The organism is Streptomyces sp. NPDC006335, from assembly GCF_040612795.1.
Taxonomy (GTDB): domain Bacteria; phylum Actinomycetota; class Actinomycetes; order Streptomycetales; family Streptomycetaceae; genus Streptomyces.
The window spans coordinates 139,703-153,260 of record NZ_JBEXQX010000011.1 but is presented as its reverse complement, the minus strand read 5'-3'; the positions used below and the strand labels follow the sequence as shown (position 1 = coordinate 153,260).

13 protein-coding genes are annotated in these 13,558 nt (G+C 72.5%); 5 read left to right on the top strand and 8 right to left on the bottom strand.

Annotated elements, in window-relative coordinates; genetic code table 11:
- Positions 1-144 precede the first annotated feature (144 nt).
- The gene (locus ABZ098_RS28495) at positions 145-834 is read right to left on the bottom strand and encodes a TetR family transcriptional regulator (protein ID WP_356595869.1); all 690 of its coding nucleotides are present in this window, start codon (positions 832-834) and stop codon (positions 145-147) included.
- A gap of 135 nt (positions 835-969) precedes the next feature.
- Here ABZ098_RS28495 and ABZ098_RS28490 point away from each other — a divergent pair, with 135 nt between their 5' ends.
- The 3 genes from ABZ098_RS28490 (at position 970) to ABZ098_RS28480 (ending at position 3,081) form a co-directional block, all read left to right on the top strand.
- Positions 970-1,803 (top strand): hypothetical protein, encoded by an 834-nt coding sequence (locus tag ABZ098_RS28490; protein WP_356595867.1) that lies wholly within the window; start codon positions 970-972, stop codon positions 1,801-1,803.
- A 111-nt stretch (positions 1,804-1,914) separates the two neighbouring features.
- Positions 1,915-2,583 carry a peptidoglycan-binding domain-containing protein gene (locus ABZ098_RS28485; RefSeq protein WP_356595865.1) on the top strand — a complete coding sequence of 223 codons (669 nt, stop codon included), beginning with the start codon at positions 1,915-1,917 and terminating at the stop codon, positions 2,581-2,583.
- Positions 2,584-2,592: 9 nt separating this feature from the next.
- Positions 2,593-3,081 carry a flavin reductase family protein gene (locus ABZ098_RS28480; RefSeq protein WP_356595864.1) on the top strand — a complete coding sequence of 163 codons (489 nt, stop codon included), beginning with the start codon at positions 2,593-2,595 and terminating at the stop codon, positions 3,079-3,081.
- A gap of 33 nt (positions 3,082-3,114) precedes the next feature.
- On the opposite strand, the gene ABZ098_RS28475 is transcribed toward ABZ098_RS28480, so the two are convergent.
- The 4 genes from ABZ098_RS28475 to ABZ098_RS28460 all read right to left on the bottom strand — a co-directional run bounded on the left by ABZ098_RS28475 (position 3,115) and on the right by ABZ098_RS28460 (position 7,950).
- Entirely contained in the window at positions 3,115-5,505 is a 2,391-nt protein-coding gene (locus ABZ098_RS28475) for a SpoIIE family protein phosphatase (protein ID WP_356596075.1), read from the bottom strand.
- 163 nt (positions 5,506-5,668) lie between these two features.
- Positions 5,669-6,235 carry an antibiotic biosynthesis monooxygenase gene (locus tag ABZ098_RS28470; RefSeq protein ID WP_356595862.1) on the bottom strand — a complete coding sequence of 189 codons (567 nt, stop codon included), beginning with the start codon at positions 6,233-6,235 and terminating at the stop codon, positions 5,669-5,671.
- Positions 6,236-6,285: 50 nt separating this feature from the next.
- Positions 6,286-6,672, bottom strand: a complete 387-nt coding sequence (locus ABZ098_RS28465; RefSeq protein ID WP_356595860.1) for a hypothetical protein — start codon at positions 6,670-6,672, stop codon at positions 6,286-6,288.
- A 354-nt stretch (positions 6,673-7,026) separates the two neighbouring features.
- Entirely contained in the window at positions 7,027-7,950 is a 924-nt protein-coding gene (locus tag ABZ098_RS28460; RefSeq protein WP_356595858.1) for a MurR/RpiR family transcriptional regulator, read from the bottom strand.
- A gap of 169 nt (positions 7,951-8,119) precedes the next feature.
- On the opposite strand from ABZ098_RS28460, the gene ABZ098_RS28455 reads away from it, so the two are divergent.
- A complete protein-coding gene (locus ABZ098_RS28455; RefSeq protein WP_356595856.1) occupies positions 8,120-8,284 on the top strand; it encodes a hypothetical protein in 165 nt (54 codons plus the stop codon).
- A gap of 40 nt (positions 8,285-8,324) precedes the next feature.
- Positions 8,325-8,726, top strand: coding sequence for a DUF3662 domain-containing protein (locus ABZ098_RS28450; RefSeq protein ID WP_356595854.1), 402 nt, complete (start codon positions 8,325-8,327; stop codon positions 8,724-8,726).
- A gap of 29 nt (positions 8,727-8,755) precedes the next feature.
- On the opposite strand, the gene ABZ098_RS28445 is transcribed toward ABZ098_RS28450, so the two are convergent.
- The 3 genes from ABZ098_RS28445 to ABZ098_RS28435 form a co-directional block, all read right to left on the bottom strand.
- Positions 8,756-10,435, bottom strand: coding sequence for a phospholipid carrier-dependent glycosyltransferase (locus ABZ098_RS28445; RefSeq protein WP_356595852.1), 1,680 nt, complete (start codon positions 10,433-10,435; stop codon positions 8,756-8,758).
- Positions 10,436-10,525: 90 nt separating this feature from the next.
- Positions 10,526-12,457, bottom strand: coding sequence for a phosphatase PAP2 family protein (locus tag ABZ098_RS28440; RefSeq protein ID WP_356595850.1), 1,932 nt, complete (start codon positions 12,455-12,457; stop codon positions 10,526-10,528).
- Positions 12,458-12,628: 171 nt separating this feature from the next.
- Positions 12,629-13,528 (bottom strand): BadF/BadG/BcrA/BcrD ATPase family protein, encoded by a 900-nt coding sequence (locus tag ABZ098_RS28435; RefSeq protein WP_356595848.1) that lies wholly within the window; start codon positions 13,526-13,528, stop codon positions 12,629-12,631.
- Positions 13,529-13,558: the final 30 nt, after the last annotated feature.

Below are 13,558 nucleotides of genomic sequence, written 5' to 3'. Positions count from 1 at the left end.
TGGCACTGAGTGTCAGTCGTAAAGGTACTGCGTACCCTCATCTTCCGTCGGAGTGAGGAACGCGTGATCCGCTGCCCTCCCGGTGGCTGTCAAAGGCCGCATCCGAACCGCCGAGCCCACGGAGCGCCGTACGGCCGGTGCGGCTCAGTCCCGGTCGAGCGTGGACTCGATCTCCTGGACCACCCGCCACAGCGGGGCGCCGCGGCGGGAGACGATCACGACCACGTCCTCGGGCGGCCCGTCGGTGGACGGCGCGCCGGGCGCCCCGAAGGCGGTCTGCACATAGCCGAGCGCGTGCTCCACCGCCTGCTCGGCGTCGCCCTTCCCGTCCGAGCGCAGCCAGGAGCGCAGGGCGTTGTTGTGGGCCGCGGCCACGGCGGCGGCGATCACGTCGGCCCGGAGCGTTCCGTCGTGCAGCCCCTTCAGGCGCCCGCGCAGGTACTCCGCGAAGGAGCGCTCGTAGCGCCACACCACGGACAGCTCGTAGGCGCGCAGGCCGGGCACCTGCTTGGTGAGGCGGTAGCGCTGCACGGAGAAGGTCGGGTTCTCGGTGTACATGCGTAGCACCAGCCGGACCGCCTCACAGACCCGTTCCAGCGGGTCGCAGCCGGGGTCGCTCGCGGCCAGGAAGGCCGTCATGTCGGCCAGGCACCGCTCGTGGTCGGGGAAGACCACGTCCTCCTTGGACGGGAAGTACCGGAAGAACGAACGGCGTCCGACCCCGGCGAGCGCGACGATGTCGTCGACGGTGGTCTGCTCGTAACCCCGTTCCAGGAACAACTGGAAGGCGGCCGCGACCAGCGCGTCCCGCATGGCGGGCTTGGTGGAGCTCATGGTCGCGAACGTAGCACCTGAACCGCCGATATGGCACTGGGTGCAGCCCATTGAGGGAACTGAGTGCCGTTCCTCGCATTGTCGGGCGACCGCCCCACCGCATACGATCGGCGCCCGCCCGCCGAGGAGTCCCGCATGCCCCACCGCCCCGCCCTGCTGTACGTCACCGACCTGGCCTACCAGGCCCGCGGGCGCCGCTACTGCGACGAGGACATCCTCCTCACCTCCCGCCTGAGGGAGGACTTCGACCTCGCCCTGTGCCACCCACGGGACGCCGCCGCGCTGGCCGGCGGCTTCGACGCCGTCGTCGTCCGCAACAGCGGGCCGGTCCTGGCGTACCAGGACGTGTACGACGCGTTCCGCGAGCGGGCACTGCGCAACGGCACGCGCGTGTACAACCCCCTGACCGGCAAGGCCGACATGGCGGGCAAGCAGTACCTGCTCGACCTCACGGCAGCGGGACATCCCGTCATCCCGACCGTCGACCGGGCCGAGGACCTGGACCGGCTGCCGCCGACGGACCGGTATGTAGTCAAGCCCCGACTCGGCGCCGACTCCATCGGCCTGCGGATCGTGTCCGCCGACGAGGTACGCGACCACATCGACGGACAGGTCCTCGTCCAGCCGTGCGTCGACTTCGCCTACGAGGTGTCCTTCTACTTCGTCGACCACGACTTCCAGTACGCCCTGTACGCCCCGCACCCCGACCGGCGCTGGGCCCTGGAGCCGTACCGGCCCACCCCCGAGGACCTGGAGTTCGCCCGGCGCTTCATCGACTGGAACGCCCTCGGCCACGGAGTCCAGCGCGTGGACGCCTGCCGGGCCCCGGGCGGCGGACTCCTGCTGGTCGAACTGGAGGACCTCAACCCGTACCTCTCCCTGGACGCCCTGGACGACACGGGCAGGGACTCCTTCGTCGCGGCAATGAAGGCATCCCTGCACGGGTTCCTCGCCTCCTCGCCCCGGTGAGCGGCAGGCCCCGGGAACAGGGCGCAAGCGCTGAACTCCCGGGCCCGCGGCGCCGTATCACTGGCTGGGGGACGGCCCAGACCCGTGTGCGCGGGGCGGAAGGAGACCAGGATGCCGACACCGTCCGACCGAGGGGCACCGCCGGACAGGACGCCCCTCGAACCCATCCGGGTGCTGCGTCCACGCCGCACCGACGCGCTGGCGGAGCTGATGAAGGACATGCCGCCCCGGGCGGCCGTCGGGTACGAGTCCTTCGCCCTGCCCGGCCCGCCGTCGGGAACGGAGGACGCGACCCAGGAACTGCCACCCGTCAGGAGCGGCCGCGACCGCACCCGGAGCTCCCGTGACATCCCCCGGGGGCGGGTGCCGGGACTGCGCCGCACGGCGATCGCGGCGGCCGTGACGGCGGCCGCGGTGATCGGCTTCGGCTCCGCGCTCCTGCTCGCCGACCGCGGACGGAGCACCGTCGAGGCCGCCCCGCAGCCGACCGCGACCGCCTCGGCGACTCCCACCACCGCCCCGCCGGCTGCCGGCGCCCCCGACCCCGACGGCTCCGGCACCCTCCGTCAGGGAGACAGCGGCCCCCAGGTCACCGACCTCCAGGAACGCCTGCGCCGCATCCCGAACGTCTACGACGACGGCCCCACCGACGGCACCTACGGCACCACCCTGACCGCCGCCGTGGCCCGCTTCCAGCTCTGGTACGGCATCCGCGGCGACGAGGACGGCGTGTACGGCGACGACACACGGCGGGACCTGGAGTCCCGAACCGGAGGCTGATGCAAGAGGATGGTGGCCATGGACGCCTTCATCGACCGGCTCGACCCCGACATGTGCGTCGTGACCGCCGCCACCGACGGCGACCGCGCGGGCTGTCTCGTCGGATTCGCCTCACAGTGTTCGATGGAGCCCGTGCGGTACGTGGTGTGGCTGTCGAAGGCCAACCGCACCTACCGGGTGGCCCGCACCGCGGACCGTCTCGCCGTCCATCTGCTCACCCGCGAACAGCACGGCCTCGCCGAGCTGTTCGGCGGGGAGACGGGGGACCGCACGGACAAGTTCGCCCGGGTCCGCTGGCGGGAGGAGGCCGGCGGGGCCGTCGTGCTGGAGGAGGCCGCGGCCTGGTTCGTCGGCACGGTCGTGCTGCGCGTCGAGGGCGGTGACCACGTCGGGTTCGTCCTGGAACCTGAGGCGTGGGGCGCGCGCGAGGACACCGAGGGCAAGCTGCTGCGGCTGTCCGACGCGACGTCCATCTCGCCCGGCCACCCGGCGGACTGACCCCGGCCGGGGGCATCGGACGCGGCCCGGCGGCTACTCCGGCGCGGACGGGACCCGGATGTCCACGACACAGACGTCGTCGCGCCGATCGCCCCCCAGCACCGAGGCGAGCAGCGGGGCCAGGGATCCGGGCTCGTCCGTGTGGTGGGCCGCGACGGCGGCGGCGAGCCGGTGAAGCCCGTTGTCGATGCCCTCCGAGGGCCTTTCGACCAGGCCGTCGGTGTAGAGCAGGACACGGTCACCCGGCTCCAGGAGACAGCGCGCCTCCTGGAAGTCCGGATCGGAGCACGCCCCCAGCAGCATGCCGAGGGGGCGGTCCAGATAGCGCACCTGTCCGTCGCGCACCAGCAGCGGTGGCGGATGGCCGGCCTGGGCCCAGATCAGGCAGTGCTCGGCGGGGTCGTAGCGGGCCAGGACCATGGTCGCGGTGCCGTGGGAGTCGCGCGAGTGCAGCAGCAGGGTGTTGAGACGCGAGAGCGCCCCGGTCAGTGACGAGCCCGTGATGACCATGCCCTTGGCGGTGAAGCGCAGTTGGGCCATCGTGGCCACGGCGTCGATGCCGTGCCCGGCGACGTCACCGACCACGAACAGGGCGTCGCCGTCGGGCAGTTCGATGGCGCTGAACCAGTCGCCGCCGACGTGGATCCCCGACTGGGCGGGCAGGTAGGCCACTTCGACGCGCAGGCCGGCGAGGCCGACCGGCCGGGTGGGCAGGGGCAGCAGCGCGTGCTGGAGACGGGCGGCCAGGGTCCGCTCGGCGTGCAGCACCCCGTGCTGCGTCACGATCGCCTGCTCGCTCTCCACGAGGGCCAGTTCGGCGCTGCGCTGCGCGGTGAGGTCCTGGACGAAGCCGTGCACCTCGACCGGTTCGTTCCCGGTGTCCGTCACGACCTCGGCGACCATCCGCAGATGGCGGACCTCGTCCCCGGCCCGGATCCGGAACGGGACGTCGAACTGGAGCCCCGAGCGCACGAGTTCCTGCACGGCCTGGGCCAGCACCGGCGCGTCCTCGGGCAGCGCGAGCCCGGCGAGGTCGGCCAGCGGGACCGGTCCGAGCGCGGGGTCCCGGTTCATGACGAGGAAGGTCTGCGAGGACCAGCTCCCCTCGCCGGTCACCAGGTTCCAGTTCGCCCAGCCCAGGGCCCCCAGCCGCTGCACGTCCGCCAGGCGCTGTTCCTGCCGGTCGGAGGAGTCGTGGCGGACCCAGGTGACGACCAGGGCGCCACCGAGGCGGGCCGCGTGCACCGCGTACGTGGACAGTTCGGCGGCGCCGTCCACGACCTCCTGGTAGGCGAACGGCTCGCCCTCGAACGGCTCGCCGGTGGCCAGCGTGCGCAGACAGCCGTGCCACAACGCCTCGTCCGCCATGCTCGGGAAGCTCTCCAGGATCCGCCGGCCGAGCAGTTGCCTGCCGGTGCGGCCCACGACGTCGATCGCCTCCTCGGTGGCGGCGTCGATGCGGTAGTCCTCGACCTCTCCGGAGGGGCCGCGCAGCGGCGTGAGCAGCATCGCCGAGCCCGGCAGCGTGTCGAACACCGGCTGCACCGCGGCGGCCGAGGCGGCGGCGCTGTGCTCGGGCCGGGTGCCGAAGGACCGCAGCCAGCCGGCACAGAGCCGGACGACGGCCCGCAGGAGCTGCCGGGCCTGCGGTGAGAAGGGCCCGCTCCGCGCGCGCAGGACCCCGAGGCAGACCTCGGCCTCGTCGCCGGCCGGCACCGGCAGCCAGGCGCGGGAAAGCCAGCGCTCGGGCGGGTCCCCTATGAGCAGGTGCCGCTCCCGGTCCGTGGCGAAGTCCTCCAGCCAGCGGGGTTCCCCCGCCCGGAGCGCTTCGAGCGCGGGGACGCCCGTCAGCGGCGGAACCCGCGTCCACTGGGCGGCCAGGGTGGCGTCGATGCCGGCGTGGCCGATCAGTTCGAGCCCTCCGGCCGGCAGCGACCGGAAGAGCAGCACCGCGTCGGCGCCGACGTCCGCCGTGAGCTCCTCCAGGAGGCAGCCGGCCAGGTCCTGGGGGGTGGCCACGTGGACGAGGGCCTTGCCGAGGCGGCCGAGCACGCTGAAGCCGTCGTCCAGCTCGCAGGTGTCAGGCCCGGAGGGGACGGCGGTGTCCGACGGGAGGGACCGAGGACCGGCCGGACCGGGGATCGCGGACAGCGGTGCGCCGGGAAGGTCGTCGCCGTCGCGGGGGTCCGTGGGGGCGCCGAGCGGGGGCAGGGCACCGAGGGTGATCCAGCACTCCTCGAGCAGGGTGCGGTTGCCGGCCTTGGCACGCTGGATCAGGTCCTCGCCGGCCGCGTCCGGGGTGCACCCGGTCAGCGCCATGACCGCGCCCTTGGCACGCTCCAGCACCGCAGAGGTGGCGGCCTGGTCCCGCAACCGGTCCATCTCGGCACGTTGTCTGGCCACGACCTTGGCCAGTGCGGCCATGTCGGGTGCGGTGCCGGCGTGCGCAGGGCCGGTCGACTCGCTTGTCACGCCTTGAGCATCGCACATGGGCCAGGTGCCGATCGCACTGTTGGGAACACGCATCCCACACACCGGTGACCCCACCGGTTGACGAAACCGGGCGGCCCACCGGTTCCTGGCGGGGTCAGTGTTCGGGCGGTGGGTAGAGCCACCTTCGCAGCAGTCGGCTCAGCAGGGGCATCACCAGGTAGGTGAGCAGCGGCAGCAGGACCACCGGGAACACCGCGGCCCGCAGCGGCAGTGGCCAGGACGCGGTGCGGGGTGCCACCAGCCACTGGATGAGCAGGGTGCAGGGGAAGGCACCGAGGAACGTGGTCAGCACCATCTTCCAGCGGACCGGGGGCCGCACGGTGGTGCCGGGCAGACTGAACCAGGTCTCCATCCCGGTCGTCGACTGCCGTTCACTGCCGAGTTCCGTGGCGATGTCGTCGATCCTGGCGTGCCAGTCAGCCCGCTCGTCCGATTCCAGCCAGGCGGTGAGCCGGCGCGCGTCGGACCAGCGCAGCACCGCGTGGAAGCGGTGGCCGTCCTCGGGACGCAGCCAGGACACGCCCTCGTTGCCGGGGAACTGTCTGGCGCAGTGGGTGATCCCTCGCGTCCAGCGCTCGAACTCCCGCTCCCGGCCGGGACGCACCTCCCAGGTGAGGACCGTGGTGACCGGGTCGCCGTGGCGTACGTCGGTGGTGCTCATGTTCACCACGGGTCCCACGTACGGCGCGGGTCATGCCCGGCGGGGTGGGTTCAGCGCCCGTGGTGGTGGTCGACCAGGGCCTGGGTGACCGCGCGGATGCTGCGGGCGATGTGCTGGAGCTGGAGCACCTCGGCCGCGTACAGCTTGATCGTGTGCTCGATGACCGACTCCGGCAGCCCGAGCGAGGGCAGGTCGGCCCGGGCCGTCTGCAGGGCGGTGCGGGCGACCCGGATCTCGTGCTGGACCTGGATCTGTGCGTGCCGGGCGAGGAGCACGGTGTGCCGCGTCAGGGCCGGATAGCTCGCGTACCGCGCCGGCACCAGCTCGCGCAGCCACTTGGCCGCGGAGCGCTCCCAGTCGTAGCTGCCGGGTGTCTTGACCTGGCACGGCCAGTCCGGGCCGAGACGGGTGGTGGTCCGCGTGGTCGTCAGGGGCATGGTGTTCGCTTCCGGGTGTGCGGCGTCGTGCGGGTGTTCCGACGGATTGGGCGGCCCCGGCCTAGGGGATGACCGGGGCCGCCATGGGCTCGCGTGCAGGCGAGGCCCTACCGAACACCCCGGGCGCCGACGCGGGTAGGTGACGACGACTGGGGATGTCCGTGAAGGAGCCCTCTCGGGCGGTGTGGGGGTGGGGACGGGGACAGGGGTGCGGACGGTCCCGGAGCGGTCCCGGGGTGATCCGTGAGCAGTATTTATATATGCCGACCGCTTGGCAAGGCGTATGAAAACATTCATGCTCGATTTATTACGGATGGCCCCGTTGTGAAGGCGTATGACCGGGGGTGGGTGGGGTCAGTCCCGCAGGAAGAACTGGTGCTGGTCGGAGATCTGCTCGTACTCCTCCAGCCGTGCCTGGGTGCGCTCCGGGTCGGCGTCGGTCATGGCCTGGAGCAGGGCGGCGGCGATCACGCCGGGCGCCGCGTAGGAGTCGAAGACCAGCCGGGAGCCGGTGCCGGTGGAGAAGAGGACGTCCGCCTCGTCGGCCACGTGCCCGAGCGCCAGATCGGTGACGAGGGCGATCTTCAGCCCGGCGCTGCGGGCGACCCGCAGGGCGGTCAGGGTTTCCTGGGCGTGCCGCGGCATCGAGAACGCGAGCACCCAGGTGCCGCCCGCCTCGCGCGACTGCAACAGGGCGTCGTAGGCGACGCTGCCGCCGCGGGTGACCAGCCGTACGTCGGGATGGATACGGCGTGCCGCGTAGGCGAAGTACTCGGCCAGGGACGCCGAGATGCGCAGGCCCAGGATGGTCAGCGGGGTCGACTCGGACAGCTTGCGGCCGAGTTCGATGACCTGGTCGGGGTCGGCGAAGTCGCGGCGCAGGTTCTCCAGGTTCTCGATCTCCGCGTCGACCGCGGCCTGGAGTTCGTTGCCGCGCGACTCGTCGTCGGTGACCGGTCCGCCGGCGAGGGTGCCGAGCGCGATGGACTGGAGCTTCTCCCGCAGGGCGGGGTAGCCGCTGAAGCCCACGGCCGCGGCGAACCGCGTCACCGAGGGCTGGCTCACGCCCACGCGCTCCGCGAGGTCGGTGATGGAGAGGAACGCCGCCTCGGTGATGTGCTCGATCAGGTACTGCGCGATGCGCCGCTGCCCGGGGGAGAGCCGGGGCCTGTCGAAGAGCGTCCTGAGCTGGGAGGCGGGCGCCGCCTCGGTTTCCGGTGCGGTCTTGCCCGAGGTGATCGCGGATGCCTGTGCGCGTGCCTGCTGCGGCGATGACACCGAGGCGCCTCCTTTGTCTGCCACGGGGAGTCAACATAGCCCACACCCCCCGGTGACCAGCGCTTGTGGGAAAGCGGTCGGCGGGCGCCGATCGGGACGGGTACGCCGCGCCCGAGCGGGAACCCGCCGCTGGGCAAGGCCTTCGACGACACCTGAGGAGCAGCCCCGTATGACGGTCCCCGAGGAAAACCGGCGCAAGACCGGCACCACCGACCGGCTCTTGGACAACCACCACGAGGAGAGCGGGGCCCCCGCCCCCGGCGGCAGCGGCCGCACCCTGCGCGAGGCGTTCGAGGAAGCGCGGGTGGAACCCGACGACTTCGCCCAGGAATGACACCGCACGGGACACCAGAGCTATCGGCAGGTGAGAGGCAATGGGTGCGCTGAGCGCGCTGGAACAGGCAATGGAGCACGGGTGGGAGGCGCTGTGGGCGCGGGTCGTCGACCGCGAACCCGTCGAACTCCTCGACGCGCTGCGCAACGAGTGCGACAGCAACGTGGTCGTGTGCAGCGAGAGCAGGGTGGTGGTCCCGAACGCGTACGACGTCGAGCTCGCCGACTTCGCCTACGACGAACTGGTGCGCCGGGACAGCGATGTGGGCCAGGAGCTCACGGACAGTCTGGCCCGGCACGGTGAGCGGCAGGGCTACGAATGGGCGGGTCCGCTCACCGTGCACATCTCCAGGTCCGACCAGGTGCCCAACGGCCGTTACCGCGTCACGAGCGCGGCGATGCCGCACGTGAGCGCCGAGGGATTCCAGCAGGCGCCGCGCTGAGCGGACGCGGGCCACGCCCGCCGCGGTGGTCATCGGCGGTAGATCGTGATCGAGTGACCGACCTCGTCGACGGGACGGCTGGTGTCGATCAACTCGGCCAGCCTGCCCTTAGCCTTGGCGACCGAGGAGTCGGAGACGACCAGCAGCCCGCGCACGTCGTCCACCGGCACCTCGCGCGGATCGCCCGCCTCGATGCCGTAGGAGGCGGGCACGCCGCTGCCCTTGTAGACGAGCCAGATCCGCTCGTCCGGGTACCGCTCGCGCAGCCGGTCGGCGAGCCGGCCGAGGTCCTGGCCCCAGTCGACGTTGGAGTCGTGCAGCCGCAGATGGGTGCGGGCCGGTCCGCCGAACGCCTCGTTGGAGTACGGCAGATAGTAGGGAAAGGTCCGCACGGAACTGACCGCGACGAACAGCACCAGCGCCCCGGTCACGACCGTCGCCCAGCGCCGACGCACCGCCAGGACACATCCGGCGGCCACCGTCAGGAACATGGGCAGGAAGAGCGTGTACCGGGTGCCGAAGTCGCGTGACCCGGTCATGGCGGCGGCGAGCAGCACCCCGGCGGGCACGAGCAGGTACGGAGCGGCGGGCCGCAGACGTCGTACCGCCAGGAGCACCACGGCGCCCGCGACCCACAGCACGAGCAGGCCCAGCGGGGTCTTCACCAGGAGCGCGGCCGGCAGGTAGTACCAGAGGTGTCCGGTGTACAGCCGCCCGAACAGGAAGCCCTCCCAGGGGTGGTTCTCGAAGCGGAACTGGACGCGCATCCCGTCCGCGTAGGCCTGCGGGAACGGCAGCAGATCGACGACGGTCCCCCGCAGCCCGCGCACCACCGGCACCTGGTCCTGTGCGGCCCCGCGCAGCCGGGGATCGACCACGAGATACGACGCCCATACGACGGCGACGGCGGTCAGTGTCAGGACCGCGGCCCCGGCGAGCACGCGCAGCAGTCGCCGGCGGGTCTCTTCACCGCGACACGCGGTCCACACCGAGAAGGCGGCCAGGCCCAGCAGGACCGGCACGGCGGGCAGCGCGCTCATCTTCGTCGCCAGGGCCGCCCCGAGCGCCAGACCGGAGAGCGGCACGTACCGGCGCGGGCGCGTGCGGGCCCGCCACAGCAGCCACACCGAGGTGAGCAGGAAGCCGGCCATGGGCACGTCGAGCGTGGCCAGCGAACCGTGGGCGACGACGTCGGGGGAGAAGGCGTACAGGGCGAGTGAGGCGAGGCCCGCCGCCCGTCCGGCGAGTTCGCGGGCGAAGGCGAACACGACCAGTCCGAACAGCAGGGTCAGCACGATCACCGGGAGCCGGGCCCAGAACATCAGCTGCCAGGGGTCGTTGCCCGACTCGTACAGCAGATGGGGGCCGAGGTCGATCTGGGGCCCGTCGAACGCGGTGTCCACGTGCGGGTCGGCGATCGCCACCCCGGCGGCGATCACGAGCTTGCCGAGCGGCGGGTGTTCGGGGTTGTAGCGGATGCCCAGACCGTGCAGGTACTCGGCGGCCGTGGCCACGTAGACCGGTTCGTCGATCGTGGGGGTCTGCTGCACGGCGGTCGTCACCATGACGGCCGCCATCTGCGCGAGCAGCACGACGACGAGGAGCGGCACCAGCCACCACCGTGCCGGTCGCGGTCGCCGCACCTCGTCGTCGCGGGTCCCGGACTCGGGGACCGTGTCCAGGACCGTCTGCTGCTCGCTCGCCATCATCCGCCCCGCGCTGAGGCCGGCACGGCGGCGGGAGCGATCCGGGGGCACCTCATGGGGGCCACTCTCGCATCAGCTCCCGCCCCGCGGGCGTCACCGCTTCAGGAGTCGTACCGACAGACCTTCCGCCGTGTAGACGGGTACGGCCCGCAGCGTGTCGGAGTTCAGTTCGACGCGGTCGAACTGGCCGCGCAGGCCGTGGGAGCCGAGAACGCGGACCGTGTGGCCGGCCTTCGGCGGCCTGTGCGCGTCCAGCTTCAGCGACAGCACACTGCCCGCGCCGAGCACCGCGCGCCGGGTCACCTCCAGGACCGGCTCCTGGCCCGAGCGCAGCGTCAGCTCCAGCGCGCCGGCCTCCTGGCTGTAGGTGCCGTGGACCTGGAGGGACTTGCCGCCCAGCGTCAGCCTGCCGCCCTGTACTCGTACGTCGCCGTGGCCGAGCGCGTGGGCCGAACCGGCGACCAGCCCGCCGTCCTTCAGCACGGTCCCGCCGGTGTACCGGTTGTGCCCCGTCAGGGTGAGCGTGCCGCTGCCCCTCTTGGTCAGACCGCCGCAGCCCTCGATGTCGTTGCGCCAGGCGTCGGCCGCGTGGAAGCCGCCCGAGGCCGCGTCCAGCGTGACGGTGACATCGGAGTCGAAGGAGCCGTAGCCGTCCGCCGCGGCGAACAGGTTGAGCCGGCCCCACTGCTCGAAGCCGTCCAGCAGGACATAGCCCGAGGGCAGTCCGGTGGTCCGCAGCACCTCACGGCGCTGCGCCGCGTCCAGGTACGGCAGCCGCGTCTCCAGCAGCACCTCGGCGCCCTTGGGCACGTCGAAGGGCTGGTTGCCGCCGTCCCGGTGCAGCACATAGGTCAAGCGGGGCTTGACGGAACGGGCGTTGGCGTCCCGGTCCGCGTACGCGTCGGCGGCGTCCGAGTGGGCGTAGGCGAAGAGCGTGTCGGCCGTGGTGCCGGTCTGTTCGGTGAAGTACTTCAGCGCCTGCGCCCGCGCCGCGGCCTTGAGACCGGCGTTCGCGGGGTCGGCCAGCGTGGCGGCGGCCAGCGCGGTGGCCATGATGCGGCCGCCCATGACGTCGACCGTCGAGTGCATGCCGGACATGATCCGGGTGTGGCTCAGCTCGAAGGCGCGCGTCACCAGTTCCTGGAAGCGCTCGGGCACGGCGTACGCGAAGGCCAGGCCCGCCAGGTGGAAGGCGTTGGTGTGACCGCTGGGGAAGCCGCCGTCGTCCACCGGGGAGGTGCTGCGCTGACGCAGGAGCTGGGGGGCGACGACCACCGCCGAGTCGTAGACCGGGTAGCCGAGCGCGTCCTTGGCGCCGGTGTCGACGACCTCGCTGTTCTCGTTCATGCGCCACGGGCGCGGGTACTGGAAGGAGTACTTGGCGGGGTTGCCGGAGGCGTACGGGCCGCGCACGGTGTCGACCAGCTTGGCCACCTGGCCGAGCGAGGAGTCGTAGGAGCCCGCGCCGAGCGCCGAGCCCGCGGGGGCGTCGGCCGGGACCGCGTCGCTGATCGTGGTCGGCGGGGTGGTGTCGGGCGCGCTGGTGATCGAGGTGACCGCCTTGGCGCCGGACCGGTAGAGGCCGGCGAGCGGACCGAGGCCGCCGATCATGGCGTAGCTCTGGTGCTGGCGGTCGTAGAGGAAGGCCTCCTTGGCCTGCGCCTCGGTGCGCGCCTGGGTGACGCGGGCGCAGTAGCGCATGTTGGCGCGGAGTATCGCGGGCCTGAGCGGTGTGCCCGTGTTCCAGGCGTCGCCGGTCTTCCACACCCGGGCGAAGCCGCCGAGGGCCCGCACCACGGCGTTGGTCTCGGCCGTCAGGTTCGCCATGACGTTGGACTTGTAGTCGTCCACGAACGCGACCGTGGCGGTGGCGGCCTTGGCGTCCGCGGCGCCCAGCCAGGAGGCGAAGGTGGGCGCGGCCAGGACACCGGCCGAGGCACCGAGGGACGTTTTGAGGAATCCCCTTCGCTTCATGGCGCGTTCGGTGAGCGGCGCGGGGGAGTGCTGCCCGGCGGATGACGGCATGGGTGTGCCTCTCTCTGGAGTTCTGCGGCCCTGCGGCCGGGGAGGGTGGTGCGGACGCGACTCATGATGCGCCTGACGGCCTGTGCGCCGAACGCGCTTTCTGAAGTCGTACGAGCGAAGATCTACGGGCGAGTCATGTCGGATCGGCGCGGACTCGGCGTCCGGCGGATGTCACAGAAGTGAACGGGCCATCGCCACCGCGCCGTCCACGGGCGGTGCCCGCAGGGGACGCGGGCGTGCCGACGGCACGCTGTCGGCCAGCGCCGCCACGAAGGCGTCGTGCAGCGAGGGCTGGGCGAGGACGGTACTGCCCGCGACCACGACGTCGTCGACCATCACCCCGCGTGCGGCGAGCCGTTCGACGAGCGCGGCCAGAGCGCGGCCCGCCTCGGCGATCACGGTGCGGGCGAGCGGGGAGCCGCCCTCGGCGGCGGCGAAGACGGCCGGTGCGTGGCGGCCCCAGTCGGCGGAGGCGGACGTGGCGTGCTCCAGTGCGGCGCCGAGCGCGGGTACTTCGGGGACGTCGAATCCGGAGAGCAGACCGAGTGCCAGCGGGTCGGGCTCCTCGCCGCGGTCGTGCGCCGCCCATACGGCACGTACGGCCTCGCGGACCAGACCGGCGGCGCCGCCCTCGTCGCCGAGGAGCGCGCCCCAACCGCCGACCTGGACCGGTGTGCCGTCGGCGAAGCGGCCCACGGCGACCGAGCCGGTGCCGGCCACCAGGCCGACCCCCTTGTCCAGTCCCGCGGCGGGGACGAGCAGTTCGGCGTCGCCCACGACCAGGGCGGGCGCGTCGAAGTGCAGTTGGAGAGCGGTGCGGATCTGCGCGCACTGGCGCGGGGTCTCACAGGCGTGCCCGCCGACGGCGAGGGCGGACGGGCGGGCGCCCGCGGGAAGCGCCGCGGCGGCCAGCGCGGCCAGCCAGCCGGCGGCGGCCACGGGGTCGTGCGGCCGCCAGCCGCTGCTGGAGCGGACGTGATCGGCCACCAGGGCGTCGCCCGCGAACGCGCGGAGCTGTGTCTTGGTGCCGCCCACGTCGATGCCGACAACCAGGGGTGCGGTGTCCTGCACGGAACCTCTTTCGTCGTTGCGCTGTGTGCT